Origin of the sequence: Specibacter cremeus (assembly GCF_003946885.1) — a bacterium.
Lineage (GTDB): Bacteria > Actinomycetota > Actinomycetes > Actinomycetales > Micrococcaceae > Specibacter > Specibacter cremeus.
In genome coordinates, this window is sequence record NZ_RWKQ01000009.1 from 28,781 (window position 1) to 51,581 (window position 22,801).

A 22,801-nucleotide genomic window follows, 5' to 3' on the forward strand; every position below is an offset into this window, starting at 1 on the left:
CCCTGGAGGTACCGATGAGCGTTGACAGAATCGCAGGACCGGACACCACACTTCCCGCCGCCCGGGCCGGCCGCTGGCTGGACCACTGGGACGCCGAGGACACGGCGCAGTGGGAGGCGGCCGGCCGCACGATCGCCCGGCGCAACCTGGCCTGGTCCATCGCCTGCGAGTTCCTCGGCTTCGTGGTCTGGCAGCTGTGGTCGATCGTCGTCGTGTTCCTGCCCGCGGCCGGGTTCCACTACACGCCCTCGCAACTGTTCTGGCTGATCTCGCTGCCGTCGCTGGTCGGCGCCACGCTGCGCATCCCGTACACGTTCATGGTGGCCCGGTTCGGCGGGCGCAACTGGACCATCGTCTCGGCGCTGCTCCTCCTGCTCCCGGCCGTGGGGCTGGCCGTCTGCGTCGGCAACCCGGCCACCCCCTTCGGTGTCATGGTGGCCGTGTCGGCCCTGGCCGGGCTCGGCGGCGGCAACTTCGCCAGTTCCATGGCCAACATCACCTACTTCTTCCCGGCCCGGGAGAAGGGGTGGGCGCTGGGGCTGAACGCCGCCGGCGGCAACCTGGGCGCCGCCGTCGCCCAATTCGTCGTCCCCGTCGTGGTGACCCTGCTCGGCGCCGGGGCGCTGCACCTGCCGCTGGCCGGGCTGATCTGGATCCCGCTCATCCTGGCCGCGGCCTGGGGCGCATGGAAGTACATGGACAACCTGTCCAGCGCGAAATCCGACCTCGCCGGGTCCCTCGCGGCCGTGCGCGAACCGCACCTGTGGATCCTGGCGCTGCTCTACGTGGGCACGTTTGGATCGTTCATCGGCTTTTCGGCCGTATTCCCGAAGCTGCTGGCGGACACGTTCGGGCCATCCACCGGCTTCCACCTCGGCGCCGCCACGATCTCGCTGGCGTTCCTCGGCGCCCTGACCGGCTCCCTCGCCCGCCCCTACGGCGGCCGGCTGGCGGACCGCTGGGGCGGGGCCCGCGTCACGGTCGCCTGCTTCGCCGTGCTGGCCGCGACGGCCCTGGCCCAGCTGTGGACGCTGCCGCTGCACAACGTCTGGCTGTTCCTGGGCCTGTTCCTGGTCCTCTTCGCCGCGGCCGGGGCCGGCAACGGCTCCACGTACCGCATGATCCCGGCCGTGTTCGCCCTGCGGGCATCCGGCAAGGCAAACGGGGACGCGCAGATCGGCGCGGGCCGGCTGGCCGCCGCCGCGCTCGGCATCATCTCCGCCATCGGCGCCTACGGCGGGTTCGTCGTCCCCCAGGTGCTCAACGCCTCCCGGCTCGCCACCGGCGGGTACGGCCCCGCGTTCCTGGGCTTCGTGGCCGGGTACCTGGTGCTCATGGCGGTGACGTGGGGCGCTTACCTGCGGCCGTCGTCGTCCACGTCACTGGGCGGCGTGTGATGCCCAGCCAGACGACACCGACACACTGCCCCTACTGCGCGCTGCAATGCGCCATGACGGTCACGGAATCGGACGGCGCCGTGCGGATCGCCCCGCGCGACTTCCCCACGAACCGTGGCGGGCTGTGCCGGAAGGGCTGGACGGCGGCGGCGCTGCTGGGACACCCGGAGCGGCTCACCGCCCCGCTGCTGCGGATGGACGACGGCGTGCTTCGCCCGGTGGGCTGGGACGTGGCACTGGACGTCGTGGCCGGGAGGGTGCGCCGCACGGGCGCGCAATACGGGGCGGACGCGGTGGGGGTTTTCGGCGGCGGCGGGCTGACGAACGAGAAGGCGTACCAGCTGGGCAAGTTCGCCCGGCTGGCACTGGGCACCTCGCGCATCGACTACAACGGGCGGTTCTGCATGGCGTCCGCGGCGGCCGCCGGCAACCGGGCGTTCGGCGTGGACCGGGGGTTGCCGTTCCCCGTCACGGACCTGGACGCGGCCCGGGCCATCCTGCTGCTGGGCTCCAATGTGGCCGAGACCATGCCGCCGTTCGTGACGCATTTGCAGGGCGCCCGCGATGCCGGCGGGCTCATCGTGGTGGACCCGCGCCGCACCGCGACCGCGGACTTCACGGCCGACGGCGCCGGCCTCCACCTGCAACCCGCCCCGGCCACCGACCTGGCCCTGCTGCTGGGGCTGTGCCACATCGTGATCCACGACGGCCTGGCCGACACCGCCTACGTCCGGGAGCGCACCACCGGCTACGGCGCCCTGGCCCGCAGCGTGGCGCCGTGGTGGCCCGAACGCGTCCAGTCGGTCACGGGCGTCCCGGCGGCGCAGCTTCGGCGGACCGCCCACCTGCTGGCCGAGGCGGCCCGCACGGGCGGCGCCTACATCCTTTCCGGCCGCGGCGTGGAGCAGCACACGGACGGCACGGCCACGGCCACGGCCGCCATCAACCTGGCCCTGCTGCTGGGCCTGCCGGGGACGCCCGGGTGCGGCTACGGCACCCTGACCGGGCAGGGCAACGGGCAGGGCGGGCGCGAGCACGGGCAGAAGGCCGACCAGCTGCCCGGCTACCGCAAGATCACCGACCCCGCCGCCCGGGCCCACGTCGCCGCCGTCTGGGGCGTGGCCGAGTCCGCGATCCCGGGCCCCGGGCTGCCCGCCGTGGAGCTGCTGGCCTCGCTGGGCCGGCCCGGCGGGGTGCGCACGCTGTTCGTGCACGGCGCGAACGTCGCCGTGTCCGCGCCGGACTCGACCCGGGTGGTGGAGGGGCTGGGACGGCTTGACTGCCTGGTGGTCGCCGACTTCGTGCTCTCCGAGACCGCGGCCCTGGCCGATGTGGTGCTGCCGGTGCTGCAGTGGGCCGAGGAGGACGGCACGGTCACGAACCTGGAGGGCCGGGTGCTGCGCCGCCGCGCCGCCGTCGCTCCCCCGCCCGGGGCCCGGTCCGAGCTGTGGATCATGGCAGAACTGGCCCGCCGGCTGGACGCCCCGTCCACGTTCAGCGCCGACCCGCAGACGGTGTTCACGGAGCTGCGTGCGGCCTCCGCCGGCGGCCTGGCCGACTACTCCGGCATCGACTACGAACTGCTGGACACCGGGGCCGCGGCGTACTGGCCATACCCGGCCGGGAGCGCGGGCACACCTCGGCTGTTCCGGGACCGGTTCGCCCACCCGGACGGCCGCGCCGTGCTGGTGCCCGTCTCCCCCGCCGCCACGGGACGGGACGCGCTGTTCAAGGCCGGCACGCTCGTCCTGGCCACGGGGCGCCTGCTGGAGCATTACCAGTCCGGGGCCCAGACCCGGCGGGTGCCGGAGCTGGCCGCGGCCGTGCCGGCACCCCGGCTGCTCATCCATCCGGTCGCCGCCGCCGCGCACGGCATTGACGACGGCGGCCCCGTCACGGTCGCGAACGACCGCGGCACGGTGCGGTGCACCGCCGAATACAGCACCTCGATCCGTTCGGATACCGTGTTCCTGCCCTTCCATTTCCCCGGCGGGCAGAACGCGAACGCGCTCACGTCCGCCGCCACGGACCCGGTCTCCGGCATGCCGGAGTTCAAGACGAGCGCCGTCACGGTGACCGCCGACGCGGTACCGGACACGGCCACCGCCCGATTCCCGGAGGCCTCATGACCGATCGACGCGTGATCGATGGGCGGGTGCCGCGCATCGTCGTGGTCGGCTTCGGCCCGGTCGCCGCCCGCCTCGTGGACGAACTGCTGCCCGCCGTGCGTGCCGGGCGGCTGGCGTTGACCGTGCTCGGCGAGGAAGCGCACGCCGCGTACAACCGTGTGCTCGTGGCCGATCTCGGCGTCGGGCGCACCACCGTCGACGCCATGATGCTGGCCGAGCCCGCCGAGCTGGCCGCGGCCGGCGTCGACGTCCGGCTCCGCACGGCGGTGCGGCACGTGGACCGGGCCCGGAAGCTGGTCCGGCTCGAGGACGGGACGGCGGTGGGCTACGACCGGCTGGTGTTCGCGACCGGCGCCCGCGCCGTCGTGCCGAACCTGCATGGGCTCAACCCGGACCCGCACACCGACCCCGGGCTGCCGGCCGGCGTCATCGCGTTGCGCGACGTCGCCGACGCGGCGGTGCTGCGCCGCGCCGTCACGGGCGGGCACCGCATCGTCGTGCTCGGCGGCGGCATCCTGGGCCTGGAGGCGGCGCTGGCCGCCGCGGACGAGGGCGCCGAGGTCACGATCGTCCACCACGGGCCGCACACGCTGGCCCGCAGCATCGACGCCGGCGCCGGGCACGTCCTGTCCGCCACGTTGCGCGCCCGCGGGGTGCGAATCGTCGCGGACGCCCGCTCCACTGCGGTGACGCTGCGCGCCAGCGGTGACGGGACGGCGTCGTTCGCGGCCCTGAAACTCGACGACGGACAGGAGATCCCCGGCGACCTGCTGCTGCTCTCCTGCGGCGTGCGCCCGCGCATCGAACTGGCCGAGGGAGCGGGCCTGGCCACCGACCGCGGCATCCTCGTCGACCACGGGCTGGCCGCCCACCACGACGAGGACGTGTTTGCGATCGGCGACTGCGCAGAGATCCGGTGCCTGGCGGCCGGCTGCGCCGAATGTGCCGCCGCGCCGAGCCCCTCCGGGCTGATCGGGCCCGGCTGGCGGCAGGCCGAGCACCTGGCCGCGCGGCTGCTGCGCCCGGTGTCATCCGTGCAGGCGTTGCCGGCCGAGCCGGCACCGGTCATGCTCTTGAAGGCGCGCGGCGTGGACGTGGCGGCGGCCGGGGACGTCACGGCCGGCCCGTTCGACGACGCCTGTCTCGACGGTGGCCCGCTCCGGGTCAGCCAGTGGGCCGACCCCGAGCACGGGCGCTACGTCAAGATGGTGACGCGCGGCGGCGTGCTGGCCGGGTTGGTGTGCGTGGGCCTGCCGCGCACGGCCGCCGAACTGGTGTTGCTGTACGAGCGCGGCGCGGAACTGCCGGCGGACCGGTCGGTGCTGCTGCGCCTGGACGGGCCGGACCGGCCGCCGGCCGGTGCGGCGACCGCCGGCGCCGCGGATCCGGCCCGCACCGTGTGCCGGTGCGCCGGGGTCGGCGGCGCGGCGATCGACGCCGCCGTCGCCGACGGCTGTGCCAGCGTGGCGGACGTGGCGGCCCGGACCCGGGCGGGCACCGGCTGCGGCGGCTGCCACGGCGACATCCGGGCCCGGATCGAGGCGCACTTCCAGCCGGCCGTTGCGCCGAGGTAGCGTCATCGCGTCGAAGTAGCGGAACATATGCCGACCCCGTCGGCGGTTTGACGCTACCTCGGCGCGTTATGGGTTTCCACGGGCTCGCGCGTGGCCTACATGTGCACGTGCAGGCGGCGGGCGGCCTCGGAGATGGACCCGGACAGCGACGGGTAGACGGTGAACGTGTTGGCCACGTCGTCGACATGCAGGTTCTGTGTCACGGCCATGGCGATCGGGAAGATCAGCTCGGACGCGCCCGCGCCGACCACCACCCCACCGATCACCGTGCCCGAGCCCTTGCGGGCGATGATCTTGACGAACCCGTCCTTGAAGTTGCGCATCTTCGCCCGGGCGTTCGTGTGCAGGGACAGCTTCACCACGTCGCCCTGGTACCGGCCGGCCGCCAGGTCGGCCTCGGACACGCCGACGGACGCGATCTCCGGGGACGTGAAGATGTTCGATGACACCCGGTTCAGGATCAGCGGCTGGACGCGGTCGCCGAGCAGGTGCGCCACGGCGATGCGGCCCTGCATGGCCGCCACGGACGCCAGTGCCAGCACGCCGGTGCAGTCGCCGGCGGCGTAGACGTTCGGCGCGCTGGTGCGGGAGACGCCGTCGACCTTGATGTGGCCGCTGGGCGTCAGGTCGACGCCGGCAGCCTCCAGCCCCAGGTTCGTCGTGTTCGGGATGGAGCCCACGCAGACCAGGCAATGCGTGCCGGCGACCCGGCGCCCATCGCCCAGGGTGACGACGACGCCGTCGTCCGTGCGTTCCACCGACTGTGCCCGCGAACGCGCCAGCACCGTCATGCCGCGCCGTTCAAACACGCCCTCGAGGACGGCGGCGGCGTCGGAGTCCTCGCCGGGCAGCACCTGGTCGCGGCTGGAGATGAGCGTGACCTTCGAGCCCAGGCCGTTGTAGGCGGAGGCGAACTCCGCGCCGGTGACCCCGGAGCCGACGACGATCAGCTCCCGGGGCAGTTCCTTCAGGTCGTAGATCTGCGCCCAGTTCAGGATGCGTTCGCCGTCCGGCTGGGCCGTGGCGAGTTCGCGCGGGTGCGCGCCGACGGACACCAGGATGGCATCGGCCCTGACGATCTCCCGCGTCTCGCCGCGGTCCACGTCGATGGTGTGGTTGTCCAGCAGGGTCCCGTGGCCGATGATGATGCGCACGCCCATGCGCTCGAGGCCCTCGCGGATGTCCGCCGACTGGTCCCGGGCCAGGCCGAGCAGGCGCTCGTTGACCATCTTCAGGTCCGCGTGCATGAGCGGCTGGCCCTCGCCGGCGCTGAAGTGGACGCCCAGCTCGGCCAGGTCCAGGCTGCGGGTCATGGCGTCCGCCGTGGCGATGAGCGTCTTGGACGGGACCACGTCGCTGAGCACGGCCGAACCGCCCAGTCCGGCCCGCTCGATGATCGTCACCCGCGAGCCGAGGGAGGCGGCGACCATGGCGGCCTCGTAGCCGCCGGGGCCGCCGCCGAGGATCGCAAGGCTGGGTACGGCGAGGGAGTTGGAAAGTTCCTGTTGGGTCGTCACAATTGAACATTCTCGCCTATCGCACCGCGCGGCTCCAACCCGCTACGTTGGTCCAATGAACTCTTTGCCCGACACCAGTGACATGCCCGCCGGACAGGGCGCGGCCGACCCCTTCGAGCTGGCCGGCACCGCGGCCGCGCACATCGCCGGGGCCACCGGCGTGGCCGCGCACGACATCGCCCTGGTGTTGGGCTCCGGCTGGGGCGCGGCGGCCGAGCTGATCGGCGAGACGACGGCCACCCTGGACGCCGCCGGCATCCCCGGCTTCGCTGCCCCCGCCGTGGCCGGCCACGTCGGCACGATCCGGTCCGTGCTGACCGCCGGCGGCAAGCACGCCCTGGTGCTCGGCGCGCGCACCCACTACTACGAGGGCAAGGGGGTGCGCGCCGTGGTCCACGGGGTGCGCACCGCCGCCGCCGCCGGCGCGAAGACGCTCGTACTCACGAACGGCTGCGGCGGGTTGAACCCGGACTGGACGCCCGGCACGCCCGTGCTCATCAGCGACCACATCAACCTGACGGCCGCATCCCCGCTGGAGGGCGCCACGTTCGTGGACCTCACCGACCTGTACTCGTCCCGGCTGCGCACCCTGGCCCGCGGCATCGACCCGACCCTGGCCGAGGGCGTGTACGCGCAGTTCACCGGCCCGCACTACGAAACCCCCGCCGAGGTCCGGTACGCAAAGCGGATCGGCGCGGACCTGGTCGGCATGTCCACGGCGTTGGAGGCCATTGCGGCCCGGCACACCGGCATGGAGGTGTTCGGCATCTCGCTCGTGACGAACCTGGCCGCCGGCATCAGCCCCGTCCCGCTCAGCCACGCCGAGGTCCTCGAGGCCGGGCAGGCGGCCGGGCCGCGCATCTCCCGCCTGCTCGCCGACATCATCGCGAAACTGTAGGGCATGCCATGACGGACGTTCACGAAACAGCCCGGCAGTGGGCGGCCAACGACCCGGACCCGGCCACCGCGGCCGCGCTGCGCGCCCTCGTCGGGGCCGCGCAGTCCGGCCACGCGGCGGCCGCCGCGGAGCTGGCCGACAGTTTTGCCGGGCCCCTGGCGTTCGGCACGGCCGGGCTGCGCGCAGCGCTGGGTCCGGGCCCGCACCGGATGAACCGGGTGGTCGTGCGCCGGGCCGCCGCGGGCGTGGCGGCTCACCTTTGGGCGTTGGCGGCAGCGGACGACGGCGGCGCCTCCTACGTGCCGCGGGCGGTGGTCGGGTACGACGCACGGCACAATTCGGACGTGTTCGCGCGGGAGAGCGCGGCCATCTTCACGGCCGCCGGGATCGAGACGTTCCTGCTGTCGGCCGCGCTGCCCACACCGGTGCTGGCCTACGCGGTGCGGGCGCTCGGCTGTGAGGCCGGCGTCATGGTCACGGCCAGCCACAACCCGCCGGCCGACAACGGCTACAAGGTGTACCTGGGCGGGCGGGCCGTGGAAGACGCGGCCCGCGGCGTGCAGATCGTCGCCCCGCACGATTCCGCCATCGCCGCACACATCGCGGCCGTGTCGGACACGGCGAGCGCCGGCGACGTCTCCGCCATTGCGCTGGCCGCGGACGGCTGGACCGTAGTGGGCGGCGACCTGGTCGCGGACTACCGGGCCGCCGTCGTCCGCCTGGCCGACCGGGCCGCGCATCCGGCCCGGGACCTGCGGATCGTGCACACGTCCATGCACGGGGTGGGCGGCGAGACCGCACCGGCCATCCTGCGCGCGGCCGGTTTCACGGACGTGGCGGTGGTGCCCGCACAGGCCGATCCCGACCCCGACTTCCCCACCGTCGCATTCCCCAACCCGGAGGAGCCCGGCGCGCTGGATCTGGCCCTGGCGCTGGCCGCCGAGGTAGGGGCGGACATCGTGCTGGCCAACGACCCCGACGCGGACCGCGTCGCCGTGGCCGCCTGCGACCCGGCGACGGGCGCCTGGCGGGTGCTGCGCGGCGACGAGGTGGGCGCGCTGCTGGGCGTGCACCTCGCCGCCTCGGCCCGGGTGTCGGCGCAGCCGGGCGCCGTGTTCGCGAACTCGATCGTGTCCTCGCGGCTGCTGGGCAAGGTCGCCGCGGCGCGCGGGATCGCGCACGCGCAGACGCTGACCGGGTTCAAGTGGATCTCACGCGTGCCGGGGCTGGCGTTCGGGTACGAGGAGGCGCTGGGCTACTGCGTGGCGCCCGAGCTGGTCCGGGACAAGGACGGCATGTCCGCCGGGCTGCTCGTGGCCGAGCTGGCCGCCGAATTGAAGGCCTGCGGCCGCACGCTGTTCGACGTGCTGGACGACCTGGCGCTGGCCCACGGCCTGCACGCGGGCGAGCCGCTCAGCGTGCGGGTGGCCGGCTTGGACGTCCTCGGCACCCTGATGTCGCGGCTGCGCCGGGCCGGCCCGGCGTCGCTGGACGGGGCGCCCATCGCACGGTTCACCGATCTGTCGGCGGGATCGGACGCGTTGCCGCCCACCGATGGCTTGCTGTACGAGAGCGCCCATGGCGCCCGGGTCATCGTCCGGCCCAGCGGCACCGAGCCCAAGCTCAAGTGCTACCTGGAGGTCGTGGTCCCCGTGGCGTCCCGGGCCGGGCTGCCGGCTGCCAAGGCGGAGGCGCAGCGCCAACTGGCCGCCGTCGCGGCCGATGTGCGCGCCGCCCTGGGTGGGGCCGGGGACTTGCGAGCAGCGCGAGGCCGTCCGGGTCAGAGCGCGACCTCGACGACGCCGTCCACGACGCGCACCCGGTAGGTGCCCAGCGCCAGGTCCGGGGCGCCGAAGCACTCCCCCGTGGCCAGGTTGTACACCTCCTTGTGCAGCGGGGACGCGATGGTGGGCGCGTGGCCGCGGGAACCGACGATGCCACGCGCCATGACGTGCGCGTGCGTCGCCGGATCGGCCTGGGCGACGGCGAACACGTCGTCGGCCCCCACCCGGAACAGGGCGACCTGGCGGCCGCCGACGAGTGCCGCCTCGCCCCACGAGTCGGTCAGCTCGGCGAGCCGGCAGACACGGTGCCAGCGGGGCGCATCCGTCGCGGCGGCGTGCGGTGATTGGATGGCGAGTGCCTGCATGGCGGCTTCCCTTCGACGGTGGTTGAACCTTCACGAACGGTTTTCATGAACACCGGCCACGCTACGCACGCCGTGTTTCCGCCGGCGCGCCGGCTCGTGTCGGGCAGGTAACACTTCCCTCACCGGGTTCCGCGACCGCCGGGAAGGGGAAAGTTAACCGCCGGAAACACTGGTGAAATGGCCGGGTAATGACCGGTCTCTAGGCTCAAGGGACCAGTCGATCGAAAGGCACCGACCATGAGCCAGCCCCGGAACGCCGCCACCTTGCCTCATCCCGAAACGCCGCGGCGCGTCGTCGTGGCCGGCGGCGGCCCGGCCGCGCACCGCTTCGTCGAGGCCATGCATGCCCGCGGCCTGGCCGGGTGGGAGATCACGGTGCTGGCCGAGGAGGCCCACCGCCCGTATGACCGGGTCGCGTTGAGCCGGGCCCTGGCCGCCATGGACACCGACCTGACACTCGGCGACGCGGCGATGTGGGACCACGACGCGCTCACGCTGGCCGCCGGCACGCGCGCCACGGCCGTCGATCCGGGCGCCCGGGTGGTGCATGCGACGTCGGCGGACGGGCGCGCCACCAGCCACGCCTACGACCACCTGGTGCTGGCCACCGGGTCCGACGCGGCCCGGCTGACGATCCCGGGCGCCGAGCACGCGCACGTGTACCGGACCCTCGATGACGTGTGGTTTCTGAACGCCGAGGTGGCCCGGCTCACCGAGGTCCTGGGCCGGCAGGTCCGCACGGCCGTGATCGGCGGCGGGCTGCTCGGGCTGGAGGCGGCCGCCGGATTGATCGCACTCGGCGCCACCTCGGTCGTCATCAACGGCGCCGGCTGGCTCATGAACGCCCAGCTGGACGAGGGCGCCGGCCAGGCGCTGGGCCGGCTGGTCGCCGCCAAGGGGATGTCCGCGACCGCGGGCGTGTACCCGGCCCGGATCCAGACGGACGACGCCGGCATGGTCACCGGGGTGCTGATGGCCGACGCCGCGGTGGTCGCCGCCGACCTCGTGGTGGCCGCCGTCGGCGTGCGGCCGCGCGACGAGCTGGCGCGAACGGCCGACGGTGGCGCCGCGCACGGGTTTGAGCTGGGCCCGCGCGGCGGCGTCGTCATTTCCGACAGCTGCGCGACCGGCGTCCCCGGCGTGTGGGCCATTGGCGAGGTCGCCAACTTCGACGGCAGGTGCCTGGGCCTGATCGCCCCCGCGAACACCATGGCCGAGATCGTCGCCGACCGGCTGCACGGCGGCGACGCCACGTTCCCCGGCTTCGACACGGCGACGAAACTGAAGCTCTCCGGCGTGGACGTGGCCAGTTTCGGCGACGCGTTCGCCCGCACCGAGCACAGCCTGGAGGTGGTGTACGCGGACCCGGCACGCGGCGTCTACCAGAAGATCGTCACGAGCCCGGATGCGAGGACGCTGCTCGGGGGCATCTTCGTCGGCGACGCCACCCCGTACACGTCGTTGCGTCCGCTGCTGGGCCGGACGCTGCCGGCCGAGCCCGGCGCGTTCCTGTCGGCGGCCGGCGGCGGCGCGCCGGAGACCGAGCTGCCGGACGAGGCGATCCTCTGTTCGTGCAACAACGTCCCGGCCGGCGCCATCCGGGACGCGGTGCACGCCCGCGGCGGCTGCGATGGTTCGGAGCCCGTCCGCGACCTGCCGGAGCTGAAAGCGTGCACCCGGGCAGGCACGCAGTGCGGATCCTGCGTACCCTTGTTGAAGAAACTGCTCGAGGGGGAACTGACCAAATCCGGCATCGCGGTCTCCAAGGCGTTGTGCGAACACTTCGCCATGTCCCGGGCCGAACTGTTCGAGGCCGTCCAGGCGCTGGAACTGGCCGGCTTCGAGGACATCCTGGCCCGCTTCGGCACCGACGAGACGGCCCGGACCGGGCGCGGCTGCGACATCTGCAAGCCGACCGTGGCCTCCATCCTGGCCAGCCAGCGCGGCGAGTACGTGCTCGACGCCGGGCGCGGCACGCTGCAGGACACGAACGACCGCGCCCTGGCCAACATGCAGAAGGACGGCACCTACTCGGTGGTGCCGCGCATCCCGGGCGGGGAGATCACCCCGGACAAGCTGGCCGTCATCGCCCAGGTCGCCCGGGACTTCGGGCTGTACACGAAGATCACCGGCGGCCAGCGGATCGACCTGTTCGGCGCCCGGCTGGAGCAGCTGCCGCAGATCTGGAAGATCCTGGTCGACGCCGGCATGGAGTCCGGCCAGGCCTACGGGAAGTCCCTGCGCACGGTGAAGTCGTGCGTCGGCTCCACCTGGTGCCGGTTCGGCGTGCAGGACTCGGTGGCCATGGCCATCACCCTGGAGCTGCGGTACCGCGGCCTGCGCAGCCCGCACAAGCTCAAGCTCGGCGTGTCCGGCTGCGCCCGCGAATGCGCCGAGGCGCGCGGCAAGGACGTGGGCGTCATCGCCACGGCCGACGGCTGGAACCTGTACGTCGGCGGCAACGGCGGCGCCACCCCGGCGCATGCCCAGCTGCTCGCCAAGGACCTCGACGACGCCACGCTCATCAGCTACATCGACCGGTATCTCATGTACTACATCCGCACGGCCGACCGGCTGCAACGCACGGCGCGCTGGCAGGAGGAGCTCCGCGGCGGGCTGGCGCACGTCGTCGACGTGGTCGTCAACGACTCGCTCGGCATCGCCGCCGACCTGGAGTCCGCCATGGCCCGGCACGTGGACGGCTACGAGGACGAATGGGCGGCCACGCTGGCCGACCCGGACCGGCTGCGCCGCTTCCGCTCCTTCGTCAACGCCCCCGACACGGCCGACGATTCGATCGCGTTCGTGCCCGAGCGCGGCCAGATCCGTCCGGCCACGGCGGCCGAGAAGGCGGACCGCGACGGGCGCGTGCTGTTCCCGGCGACCATCGGCGTCCGGCCCGCGGACGCAGCGGACTGACCAGGAGGACCCCCATCATGACCACTGAACACTGCTCCGGCGGCATCACGCTCGTCGGCGGCGGGCCGGGTCCCGCCGACCTGCTCACGGTGCGTGCCGTCACCGCGCTCCGGCGCGCCGACGTCGTCTATTTCGACCGGCTGGGTCCCACCGACGACCTCGCCGCGCTGGCCCCGTCCGCCACCTTCGTCGACGTCGGCAAGACGCCCGGGTGCCATAAGGTGCCCCAGGAGGAGATCCAGGCCCGCATGGTGGCCGACGCCCGGGCCGGGCTGGCCGTGGTCCGGCTGAAGGGCGGGGACCCGTTCGTGTTCGGCCGCGGCGGCGAGGAGGTGGCGGCGGCCGTGGCGGCCGGCATCCCGGTCACGGTGGTGCCGGGCGTGTCCAGCGCCGTCGCCGTGCCGGGTGCGGCCGGCATCCCCGTCACGCACCGGCAGGTCAGCCGGCTGTTCACGGTCGTGTCCGGGCATGCGCCATTGTCGCCCGCCGAGTACACGCACCTGGCCGGGCTGGGCGGCACCGTCGTCGTGCTCATGGGCATCGGCACACTGCCGGCCCTGGCCGCCGGGCTGGCCGCGGCAGGGCTGCAGCCGCACACGCCGGTGGCCGTCGTCGAGCGCGGCTTCAGCGACACCCAACGCACGACGACGGCGACACTGGGTACGATTGTCAGCGCGGCCGCGACGTGCCGCAATCCCGCGGTCATCGTGATCGGGGCCGTCGTGGGCCTGTCGCTTTTCGACGCGGACGGCCCCGGCGGCCTGCCGGTTGACGTGTTCGCGCCTACCGGCCTGCAACCAGCGTAAGGGGACCCCATGACCGACTACCCGGACATTGCCGGACCCGTCGCGGCCGGGACCCCGCCGCTGGCCGGTTTCCGGATCGGCGTGACCGCGCACCGGCGGGCCTCCGACCTGATCGAGGCGCTGGAGCGGCGCGGCGCCGAGGTGCTGCATGCACCGGCACTGAGGATCGCCCCGGTGGCCGATGACAACGCCCTGTTGGAGGACACCCGCCGGGTGATCGCCACCCGGCCGAACATCGTCATGGTCACGACCGCCTACGGCATGCGCCGCTGGTGCGAGGCAGCCGACGCGGCCGGCCTGGGCGAGGACCTGCTGGAGGTGCTGGAGCGGGCCCGGATCTTCGTGCGCGGGCCCAAGGCGCGTGGCGCGGTGCGTGCGGCCGGGCTGTCCGACGCCGGCATCAGCAGCGACGAGACGACGGCGACGTTGACGAACCTGGTCATCGCCGCCGGCGTGCGCGGCCACACGACGGCCGTGCAGGTGCACGGGTACACGGACGTCACCCAGCTCGACCGGCTGCGTGCCGCGGGCGCCGAGGTGCTGACCGTGACCCCCTACCGGTGGGTGAGCGCGCAGGAGGACGACCGGCTGCCGCAGCTCATCGACGCCGTGTGCCGGCGGGAGCTGGACGTGCTGACGTTCACCAGTGCCCCGGCCGTGGACGCCATGTTGAGCACGGCGGCCGAGGCCGGCCGGCGGGACGAGTTCCTGGCCGCCCTGGGCGCCGGGGCCGGTGACGGGCCGGCCGTGGCGACCGCCGTCGTCGGACCCGTGACGGGGGCCCCGCTGCTGGCGGCCGGCGTCACGCCGCTGGTGCCGGCGCGGTTCCGGATGGGTGCGCTGATCCGGCTGGTGTGCGAGCACCTGGAGGCGACGGCAGTGGCGCGGCTGCAGACCCGCGACGGGCTCGTGGAGGTGCGCGGCCGGGCCGTGCGGATCGACGGCAACGCCGTACCGCTGGCCCCGGCGCCGCTGGCCTTGTTGCGCGAGCTCATGGCGGCGGACGGCGCCGTGCTGTCCCGCGAGGCATTGTGTTCCGGGCTGGGGCTGGGCGAGTCCGACAACGCGCTGCACATGGCCGTCAGCCGGCTGCGCGCCGCCCTGCCCGACCCCGGCCTCGTCGAAACGGTGGTCAAGCGCGGCTACCGGCTGCGGATCTGAGATCCGGCGGTCGAGCCCGTCGGTGATTGAGCCCGTCGAAATCGGGTCTCGATGCTCAATCACCGAGACGGTAGCGCGGCGCCCCGAACGACTGCGCCACGTTGACGAGGTCCCCGGCGGGTCCGTGCAGCACCCTGCCGCCGGTCCACACGGCCCGCATGCGCCGGGTCAGGTCAAGCCCGGAGACGGGCACCTCCACGAGCTCCCCGGCGGCGAGCGCGGGCCCGACGGCCAGGTCGCTGAGCACGGCCGCGCCGGCGCCGGACGCGACGGCGATCCGCACGGCCGCATTCGAGGTCAGCTCCAATACCGGCGGCACGGGGTCGAGGCCGCGCAGGGCCGTATCCAGCGTGACCCGCGTGCCGGAGCCCGGCTCACGGACCACAAGGGGCGCAGCGGCCAGCTCCGAAGGCGTCAACGCCCGGCCCAGCCCCGCCCACGGATGCCCCGGCGCCACGACCACCACGAGCCGGTCGACGGCGACGTCGAGCCGGTGGAACCCGGCCGGCACGTCGGGCGATTCGACGAAGCCGACGTCGACGGCGCCGCGGGACAATCGTTCGAACACGACCGTGGAGTTCTCCACCTCCAGCGCCACCCGCACGTCCGGCGATTCACGGCGCAGCGCCGCCAGCCACCCGGGCATGAGGTAGTCGCCCACCGTCAGGCTGGCCGCCACCGCCACGTGCCGGCCCTGCTCGGGCCCGAGCTCGCGCGCGGCCAGCAGCAACCCGCGGGCCGCCTCGAGCGTGGCGCGGGCATGGCCGACGACGACCTCGCCCTCGGCCGTGAGCCGGGACCCGGCGGGGCGGCGGTCGAGCAGCCGCACGCCCAGGTCGTGTTCGAGCCGGTTCATCAGGCGCGTGGCATTGGGCTGGGCCATGCCGAGGGCCCGGGCCGCCGCACCCAGGCTGCCGCGTTCGGTGACGGCGACGAGCAGTTCCAGTACGCCCAGTTCGGGCCACGGCGTGGTCATATCAAAAACGATATACCCCGTTGCGCAAGTGCCGGCTACCGGCGCCGGCGCACCCGCGAAACGATGGATCCATGACACCAGACATCGCGACAGTCCAGACCCCGGCCACCCGCACGCCCTCCCGTGTCGCGACGTACCGGGCGTCCGCCCGGGGCTTCATCTCCTCGTGGGGCCCGACCCGGGTGAGGTCGCTGGCGCCAGGACTCGCGGTGTGCGCGTTGGCCGCGGCCGCCTCGTTGACCGTCGGTGCCGTCTGGCCGGGCACGAGCACCATGCTCGTCGCCATCGTCATCGGCGCCCTGCTGCGCAACCTCGTCCCGCTGCCGGCCGCCCTGGCGCCCGGATTCAACTACGCGGCCAAGACCCTGCTGCGCGCCGGCGTCGTGCTCCTGGGCTTCCAGTTGCTGCCGGCCGACGTGCTGGGACTGGGGCCGGGCATGATCGCCGTCGTCGTCGCCATCGTGGGGCTGGGCATCTCCGGCACGCTGTTGATGGGTCGCTGGCTGGGGCTCAGCCCCACCCAGCGGCTGCTGATCGCCTGCGGGTTCTCCATCTGCGGCGCGGCCGCCGTGGCCGCCGTCGACGGGGTGATCGAGACGAAGGACCGCCGTGAGGTGCTGACCGCCGTCGCCCTCGTGGTCATCTTCGGCACGGCCATGATCCCGCTGTTGCCGGCGGCCGCGGCGGCGCTGGGCCTGTCCTCGCACACGTCCGGGCTGTGGGCCGGCGGCGCTATCCACGAGGTCGCCCAGGTCGTCGCGGCCGGCGGCACCATCGGCGGCGCCGCCCTCGGCGTGGCCGTGATCGTGAAACTGGCCAGGGTGCTCATGCTGGCCCCCGTCATGACGATCGTGAGCCTGCAGCAGCGCCGCGCCCTGCGCCTGGCGGACGGCGGGCGGACCAACAGCACCTCGCGCCGGCCGCCCATCATGCCGTTGTTCGTGTTCTCATTCATCCTGATGATGACCCTGCGCGCCACAGGCTGGCTGCCGGCCGGCGCCCTGGACTGGGCCAAGACCGGGGAGGGCGCGCTGCTGGCCGCCGCCATGTTCGCGCTGGGCACCGGCGTGCACGTGAAGTCACTGCTGGCGGTCGGCGTCCGGCCCTTCATCCTGGCCGCCGGCGCCACCATCCTGGTGGCCGGGATCGCCCTGGCCGGGGTGCTCCTCGCGGGCTGAGCGCGCTGTGGCACGATTGGGCGTAAGACTCCTACCGGAAGGCCGCACCATGACCTCTCACACCGATTCCCGGGACGCCGGCACCACCCCCGACCTGGCCCGCTACATCGACCACACGCTGCTGGCGCCCGAAGCCAGCGAGGCGGACATCCTGCGCCTGTGCGCCGAGGCCGCCGAGCACCACTTCAAGTCCGTGTGCGTGAACCCCGTGTGGGTGCGCACGGCGCACCGGGCCCTGAGGGGCACCGGCGTGCTCACCTGCACGGTGGTCGGGTTCCCGCTCGGGGCCACCAACACGGATGTGAAGGTGTTCGAGGCCCGCAGCGCCACCATGGACGGCGCCGACGAGGTCGACATGGTCATCAACATCGCCGCCGCCCGGGCGCTGGACAACGAGACGCTCGTGGAGGACATCTCCGCCGTCGCCGACGTCGTCCACGGCGCCGACTCGCTGCTGAAGGTCATCATCGAGACGTCCCTGCTCAGCGACGACGAAAAGGTCTTCGCCTGCCAGGCCGCCGTCGAGGCCGGCGCAGACTTCGTCAAGACGTCCACCGGTTTCAACGGGGGTGGGGCGACGACGGCCGACGTCGCCCTCATGCGCCGCACCGTCGGGCCGGACGTCGGGGTGAAGGCCTCCGGCGGGGTGCGCAGCCGCGAGGACGCGCTGGCCATGATCGACGCCGGCGCCACCCGCATCGGCGCCAGTTCCGGCATCGCCATCGTCACCGGCGGCACGGGCGCCTCCGCCTACTGATCCATACTAAGATCGAAGGCGATACCAGCGCGCCGGACCCCGGTGCATTCGTCGTGAGTCCCCGGTACGGGGCGAGGAGGAACCATGTCCGACATCGGATACCAGCGTGAGCACAACCTGGGCCAGACCGTCATCCTGTTCATCATCTTCTTGGCCCTGTTCCTGGGCGGCATCTTCGCGTTCAGCTTCTGGTCGCTGTTGAACGTGTGGCCGGGTGTCATCGGCATCGGCCTGTGCTTCCTGTCGCTGGTCATCCCGATGACCTGGATGGGCCGCTCAGACTCCGCCGGGGAGTAACCGGCACCGGCCCCGGTGATTGAGCCCGTCGAAATCACCAGGTCTCGACAGGCTCGACCCCCGGCCCCGGTCTCGCTCCCCAGCCGCTCCCACTGCTCGCAAGCTCGCAGCGGGTCCCTCGCGGCCGTGGGCCCAGGCTCGACCACCGGCGTCAGGCGGGCACCGGAGAAACGTCGAAGATGGCCTCCAGCACGCCGCCGGCCCACGTAAGCACCGCGGCGTCGGCCAGGTCGCGCCCGCCCACGCGGGCCGTCTTCGGCTTGGGCACCAGCACCGCGTTCAGCGCCGGCTTCACCATGGCGCCCGGGTACATCCGGTTCAGCCGCATGACCTTGGACTCGGGCAGGTCGGCGGGGGCGAACTTGATGAAGTTGCCTTGCATGGCCACGTCGGTCAGCCCGGCCGCCCGGGCCCGCACCTTGAACCGGGCCACCGCCAGCAGGTTCTCCACGGCGGCCGGCGGCTCCCCGTAGCGGTCCACGAGCTCGTCCCGGATCTCGTCGATCGCGGTGTCCGTGACCGCGGCGGCCAGCTTCCGGTAGGCTTCCAGCCGCAACCGCTCCCCCGGCACGTAGTCGTGCGGCAGGTGCGCGTTGACCGGCAGCTCGATCTTCATCTCGGCGGCCCGTTCCTCGCCGTCGCCGCGGTATTCGGCCACGGCCTCGCCCACCAGCCGGATGTACAGGTCGAACCCGACGCCCTGGATGTGCCCCGACTGTTCCCCGCCGAGCAGGTTGCCGGCGCCGCGGATCTCCAGATCCTTCATGGCCAGCTGCATGCCGGCGCCCAGCTCATTGTGGGCGGCCACGGCCTTCAGCCGCTCCAGCGCCACCTCGCCCAGCGGCTTCTCGGCCGGGTACAGGAAGTATGCGTACGCCCGTTCCCGGCCGCGGCCCACGCGCCCGCGCAGCTGGTGCAGCTGGGACAGCCCGTAGTTGTTGGCCCGGTCAACGATCAGCGTGTTGGCGTTGGAGATGTCCAGGCCGGTCTCGATGATGGTGGTGCACACGAGCACGTCGAAGCGCCGCTCCCAGAAATCGACGATCATCTGCTCCAGCCGGGACTCGCTCATCTGGCCATGGGCGACGGCGATGCGCGCCTCCGGGACGAGCTTGGCGATGTCGGCGGCCGTCCGCTCGATGGTGGACACCCGGTTGTGCACGAAGAACACCTGGCCCTCGCGCATGAGCTCGCGCCGGATGGCCGCCGTGACCTGCTTGTCCGTGTAGGCGCCGACATAGGTGAGGACGGGGTGGCGTTCCTCGGGAGGGGTGGCCAGCGTGGACGTCTCGCGGATGCCCGTCATGGACATCTCGAGCGTGCGCGGGATCGGCGTGGCGCTCATGGCCAGCACGTCGACGTTGGTGCGCATCTTCTTCAGCGCCTCCTTGTGCTCGACGCCGAAACGCTGCTCCTCATCCACGATGACCAGGCCCAGGTCCTTGAACCGCACGTCCGTGGACAGCAGCCGGTGGGTGCCGATGACGACATCGACGGAACCGGTGCGCACGCCCTCCATGGTGTCCTTCGCCTCCTTGCCGCTCTGGAACCGGGAGAGCGCCTTGACCCGGATGGGGAAGCCGGAGAATCGTTCGTTGAACGTCTCGAAGTGCTGCTGGGCCAGCAGCGTGGTGGGCACCAGCACGGCGACCTGCTTGCCGTCCTGCACGGCCTTGAACGCGGCGCGCACGGCGATCTCGGTCTTGCCGTAACCGACGTCGCCGGAGATCAGCCGATCCATGGGGACCTCCTTCTCCATGTCCGCCTTGACCTCGTTGATGGCGGTGAGCTGGTCGGGCGTCTCGACGTACGGGAACGCCTCCTCCAGCTCGCGCTGCCAGGGCGTGTCCGGGCCGAACGCGTGCCCCCGGCTGGCCATGCGCGCCGAGTACAGCCGGATCAGTTCCCCGGCGATCTCCTTGACGGCCTTGCGCGCCTTGTTCTTCGTGTTCGACCAGTCGGAGCCGCCCATCTTCGACAGCGCCGGCGCGTCACCGCCCACATAGGCGGTGATCTGGTCCAGCTGGTCGGTGGGCACGAACAGCCGGTCGCCGGGCGCGCCGCGCTTCGACGGCGCGTATTCGAGCACCAGGTACTCGCGCAGGCCCGTGGTCGAGCCGCCCCCGGTGGCCGAGCCTGTTGAGACCTTGCGCGCGATCAGCTCGACGAACTTGCCGATGCCGTGCTGTTCGTGCACCACGAAGTCGCCGGCGTGCAACTGGAGGGGGTCGACGGCGTTGCGCCGTTTCGAGGGCAGCTTGCGCATGTCGCGGGTCGAGGCGGCGGAGGCCCGGCCGAGCAGATCCGCCTCGGTGAGCAGGCCCAGCTTGAGCCCGTCGAGCACGAATCCGCGGCCTGCGTCGGCCGTCGTCACCTCGATCAGCCCCGGCGTGGGCGGGTCCTGGAGACTGCCGACGCGGGCGGCAGGGATGTCGGCGTCGTGGAACAGCTCGGCCAGCCGTTGGGCTGGGCCGGGCCCCTCGGTGGCGACGACGATCCGCCACTGGTCCCGCACGCGGGAGCCGATGAACTCAAGCATCTCCGCGACGTCGCCCTGGTAGCCGCGGGGTTCGCGGGCGGGCAGGTTGATCACGTCGACGTCGGGCAGTTCCGCGTCCTGGGTCAGCGAGGTGATGGACCACCAGCCAACCCCGTGGGCCAGCGCCGCGCCGCGCGTGTCCGCCAACGATGTGAAGCTGGCGGCGTCCAGGTCGACGCCGAGTGTCGCCAGGTCGAGCGGGGCGGCGCCGCCGTCGGATGCCGTCGACCAGGCGGCCTCGAGGAACTCGTCGTTCGTGGCCTCCAGGTCGTGGGCGCGGGAGCGCACCTTCTCCGGTTCCAGCACGACGGCGATCGACCCGGCCGGGAACAGCGAGGCAAGCGGCACCATGGCGTCCACGAGTGCGGGGGCGAGCGATTCCATGCCCTCCACGGCGATGCCGCCGGCGATCTTCTCCAGCATGCCGGCCGCGGCGGGCATGGCGTCCTTGAGCTTCGCGGCCCGGCCCATGACCGACGGCGTGATGAGGATTTCCCGGCACGGCGGGGCGTACAGCTCGGTCGGGCCGGTGGTCGAGCCTCCGGCGGTCGAGCTTGTCGAGACCCCGGTGGTCGAGACCAGCGAACGCTGGTCCGCCACGGCGAACCAGCGCATGGACTCCACCTCGTCGCCGAAGAACTCGATGCGCACCGGATGGTTGTCGGTGGGCGCGAACACGTCCAGGATGCCGCCGCGCACGGCGAACTCGCCGCGCCGGGTGACCATGTCGACGCGCGTGTACGCGGCGTCCGCGAGCCGCCGCACGACGTCGTCGAACGGCGCCTCGTCGCCCACACGCAGCCGGACCGGGACGAGCTCGCCCAGGCCGGCCACGACGGGCTGGACCACCGCGCGCACGGGTGCGACGACGACGCGAAGGTGCGTGCCGCCGTCGTGCTCGGGGTGTGCCAGCCGGCGCAGCACGGCGAGCCGGCGGCCCACCGTGTCGGAGCGCGGCGACAGGCGCTCGTGCGGCAGCGTCTCCCAGCTGGGGAACTCGGCGACGGCCTCCGCGGGCAGGTAAGCGCGCAGCGCGGCGACCGTGTCCTCCGCCTCCCGGCCCGTCGCGGTGACGGCGAGCACGACGCCGTCATCCGTTGCGGCCAGCCCGTCGGCGATCTCGGCGAGCAGGGCCGCGCGCAGACCGGCCGGGGCGCCGAATTGCAGGTCGTCGCAGCGATCCGCGGGCGCGAGCGCGGCCTGGCGGCGGACGCGGGCGAACACCGGATCCTCGGACAGGGCGGTGCGCAGGCCGTGAAGACTCATTGACGCTTGACTCCTTACATTGAACGACGCGCCCATGACCGCACTGGTTTGAACGACACTGGTTGGCACGGGGACAGCACAAAAGCCCGGAATTCGCGCGAATCCCGGGACGGGACCAGCTTACTCCGCCGACTCGCTGGGGCATCACCACCAGCCCGTCACGGTATCGTAGAGTGCTGTCCCACAACTTTTCGGAGGAACCATGGCGCTGAGCGCATCGACCATCCTGCCCGCCGACGTCCAGCGTGTCACGGACGTTTTCACGAACCAGGAATTCATCGCCCACACGTCCTTCACGGTCGGTGGCGAACTGAAGTCGTTCGAGATCAGCGGGCCGACCACGGGGGCGTTCACCACGAAGACTGTCCGCACGCTGCCGACCGACCGCATGCCGGACATCGCCCGCAAGGTGGTCGGCGCCACGCTGACCGTGACCCAGCTGGAGGAGTGGAACGCCCCGGAGGCCGACGGGTCCCGCACGGCGGCCGTGAAGCTGTCCGTGGCCGGCGCCCCGCTGGATGTGACGGCCACGCAGCGGCTCGTGGCCAACGGCGCGTCCACAACGGTGGAGCTGACCGGCGAGGTCAAGTCGTCCATCCCGTTCCTGGGCGGCAAGATCGCCAACGCGGCCGAACCGGTCGTCGGCAAGGCGCTGAACATCCAGGCCTCGCTCGCGCAGGCGTGGCTCGAGTCCCACCCGGCCTAGCCCCGCCGCGGTGGTTGAGCCCGTCGAAACCGGCCCGGATCTCGACAAGCTCGATCACCGCGGTGGTTGAGCCTGTCGAAACCGGCCCGGATCTCGACAAGCTCGATCACCGCGGTGGTTGAGCCCGTCGAAACCGGCCCGGATCTCACTCCCCAGCCGCTCCCCGCCCTCGCAAGCTCGGTCGGGCCCCTCGCGGCCGTGGGCCCAAGCTCGATCACCGCGGTCCCTACACTGGAGATTTCATAATGCAGCTTCCCGCAGCCCTGTCCTGGGTGTTGATCGTCGCCGGCGTGTGGTCGCTGGTCGTCTGGCCGCAGTTCCTGCGCCGCGCCATGAAGGACCCGCGGTCCCGCGACGCGTCCGGGGCGGCCAGCCGGTTCCTGACCGTGCACGTGATGCTTGCCTCGATCTCGATGATCCTGGGCCTGGCCACGGCTGTCGTCGGCGTCCGCACCCTCGTCGCCTGATCCCAACTGCGGCGCGGTTAAGCACCATTCCGCGCCCGGATTGGTGCTTGACTGCGCCGTAGTTT

Annotated in this window: 17 protein-coding genes; 13 read left to right on the forward strand and 4 right to left on the reverse strand. The window is 72.7% G+C overall.

Annotated features, from left to right (window positions below):
* Positions 1-14: 14 nt before the first annotated feature.
* Genes EJC77_RS04905 through EJC77_RS04915 form a run of 3 tightly spaced genes read left to right on the forward strand, consistent with a single transcriptional unit; the run spans position 15 to position 5,100 of the window.
* The gene (locus tag EJC77_RS04905) at positions 15-1,397 is read left to right on the forward strand and encodes an MFS transporter (protein ID WP_125610460.1); all 1,383 of its coding nucleotides are present in this window, start codon (positions 15-17) and stop codon (positions 1,395-1,397) included.
* Positions 1,397-3,526: a molybdopterin oxidoreductase family protein gene (locus EJC77_RS04910; protein WP_125610461.1), complete on the forward strand. Its 2,130-nt coding sequence runs from the start codon at positions 1,397-1,399 to the stop codon at positions 3,524-3,526. Before EJC77_RS04905 ends, EJC77_RS04910 begins: the two co-directional genes overlap by 1 nt.
* Positions 3,523-5,100 carry an FAD-dependent oxidoreductase gene (locus tag EJC77_RS04915; protein ID WP_125610462.1) on the forward strand — a complete coding sequence of 526 codons (1,578 nt, stop codon included), beginning with the start codon at positions 3,523-3,525 and terminating at the stop codon, positions 5,098-5,100. Before EJC77_RS04910 ends, EJC77_RS04915 begins: the two co-directional genes overlap by 4 nt.
* A gap of 95 nt (positions 5,101-5,195) precedes the next feature.
* On the opposite strand, the gene EJC77_RS04920 is transcribed toward EJC77_RS04915, so the two are convergent.
* Positions 5,196-6,617: an NAD(P)H-quinone dehydrogenase gene (locus EJC77_RS04920; RefSeq protein WP_276309046.1), complete on the reverse strand. Its 1,422-nt coding sequence runs from the start codon at positions 6,615-6,617 to the stop codon at positions 5,196-5,198.
* Between the two features lie 55 nt (positions 6,618-6,672).
* Between EJC77_RS04920 and EJC77_RS04925 the strand changes: the two genes are divergently transcribed.
* Complete coding sequence (locus tag EJC77_RS04925; RefSeq protein WP_240629781.1) at positions 6,673-7,515, forward strand: purine-nucleoside phosphorylase; 843 nt, start codon at positions 6,673-6,675, stop codon at positions 7,513-7,515.
* An 8-nt stretch (positions 7,516-7,523) separates the two neighbouring features.
* Positions 7,524-9,341, forward strand: coding sequence for a phospho-sugar mutase (locus EJC77_RS04930; RefSeq protein ID WP_125610464.1), 1,818 nt, complete (start codon positions 7,524-7,526; stop codon positions 9,339-9,341).
* On the opposite strand, the gene nirD is transcribed toward EJC77_RS04930, so the two are convergent.
* Complete coding sequence (gene nirD / locus EJC77_RS04935; protein ID WP_125610465.1) at positions 9,296-9,664, reverse strand: nitrite reductase small subunit NirD; 369 nt, start codon at positions 9,662-9,664, stop codon at positions 9,296-9,298. The genes EJC77_RS04930 and nirD overlap by 46 nt on opposite strands.
* A gap of 237 nt (positions 9,665-9,901) precedes the next feature.
* Here nirD and nirB point away from each other — a divergent pair, with 237 nt between their 5' ends.
* The 3 genes from nirB to EJC77_RS04950 are packed head-to-tail and all read left to right on the forward strand — an operon-like array spanning position 9,902 to position 14,550.
* Positions 9,902-12,583 carry a nitrite reductase large subunit NirB gene (nirB, locus tag EJC77_RS04940; RefSeq protein WP_125610466.1) on the forward strand — a complete coding sequence of 894 codons (2,682 nt, stop codon included), beginning with the start codon at positions 9,902-9,904 and terminating at the stop codon, positions 12,581-12,583.
* Positions 12,584-12,600: 17 nt separating this feature from the next.
* A complete protein-coding gene (cobA, locus tag EJC77_RS04945; RefSeq protein ID WP_125610467.1) occupies positions 12,601-13,389 on the forward strand; it encodes a uroporphyrinogen-III C-methyltransferase in 789 nt (262 codons plus the stop codon).
* A gap of 9 nt (positions 13,390-13,398) precedes the next feature.
* Positions 13,399-14,550 (forward strand): uroporphyrinogen-III synthase, encoded by a 1,152-nt coding sequence (locus tag EJC77_RS04950; protein ID WP_125610468.1) that lies wholly within the window; start codon positions 13,399-13,401, stop codon positions 14,548-14,550.
* A gap of 55 nt (positions 14,551-14,605) precedes the next feature.
* On the opposite strand, the gene EJC77_RS04955 is transcribed toward EJC77_RS04950, so the two are convergent.
* Complete coding sequence (locus EJC77_RS04955) at positions 14,606-15,526, reverse strand: LysR substrate-binding domain-containing protein (RefSeq protein ID WP_125610469.1); 921 nt, start codon at positions 15,524-15,526, stop codon at positions 14,606-14,608.
* Between the two features lie 71 nt (positions 15,527-15,597).
* Here EJC77_RS04955 and EJC77_RS04960 point away from each other — a divergent pair, with 71 nt between their 5' ends.
* From EJC77_RS04960 to EJC77_RS04970, 3 genes are all read left to right on the forward strand, one after another.
* Positions 15,598-16,704: a YeiH family protein gene (locus EJC77_RS04960; protein ID WP_125610470.1), complete on the forward strand. Its 1,107-nt coding sequence runs from the start codon at positions 15,598-15,600 to the stop codon at positions 16,702-16,704.
* 49 nt (positions 16,705-16,753) lie between these two features.
* Complete coding sequence (gene deoC, locus EJC77_RS04965) at positions 16,754-17,461, forward strand: deoxyribose-phosphate aldolase (RefSeq protein WP_125610471.1); 708 nt, start codon at positions 16,754-16,756, stop codon at positions 17,459-17,461.
* A gap of 84 nt (positions 17,462-17,545) precedes the next feature.
* A complete protein-coding gene (locus EJC77_RS04970) occupies positions 17,546-17,758 on the forward strand; it encodes a hypothetical protein (RefSeq protein ID WP_125610472.1) in 213 nt (70 codons plus the stop codon).
* A gap of 151 nt (positions 17,759-17,909) precedes the next feature.
* Here the strand turns inward: EJC77_RS04970 and mfd are convergent, their stop codons facing one another.
* Entirely contained in the window at positions 17,910-21,563 is a 3,654-nt protein-coding gene (mfd, locus tag EJC77_RS04975; protein ID WP_125610473.1) for a transcription-repair coupling factor, read from the reverse strand.
* A gap of 202 nt (positions 21,564-21,765) precedes the next feature.
* Here mfd and EJC77_RS04980 point away from each other — a divergent pair, with 202 nt between their 5' ends.
* Together EJC77_RS04980 and EJC77_RS04985 are read left to right on the forward strand one after the other, a co-directional pair.
* Entirely contained in the window at positions 21,766-22,269 is a 504-nt protein-coding gene (locus tag EJC77_RS04980) for a DUF2505 domain-containing protein (RefSeq protein WP_125610474.1), read from the forward strand.
* Positions 22,270-22,514: 245 nt separating this feature from the next.
* A complete protein-coding gene (locus EJC77_RS04985; protein ID WP_125610475.1) occupies positions 22,515-22,736 on the forward strand; it encodes an SCO4848 family membrane protein in 222 nt (73 codons plus the stop codon).
* Positions 22,737-22,801: the final 65 nt, after the last annotated feature.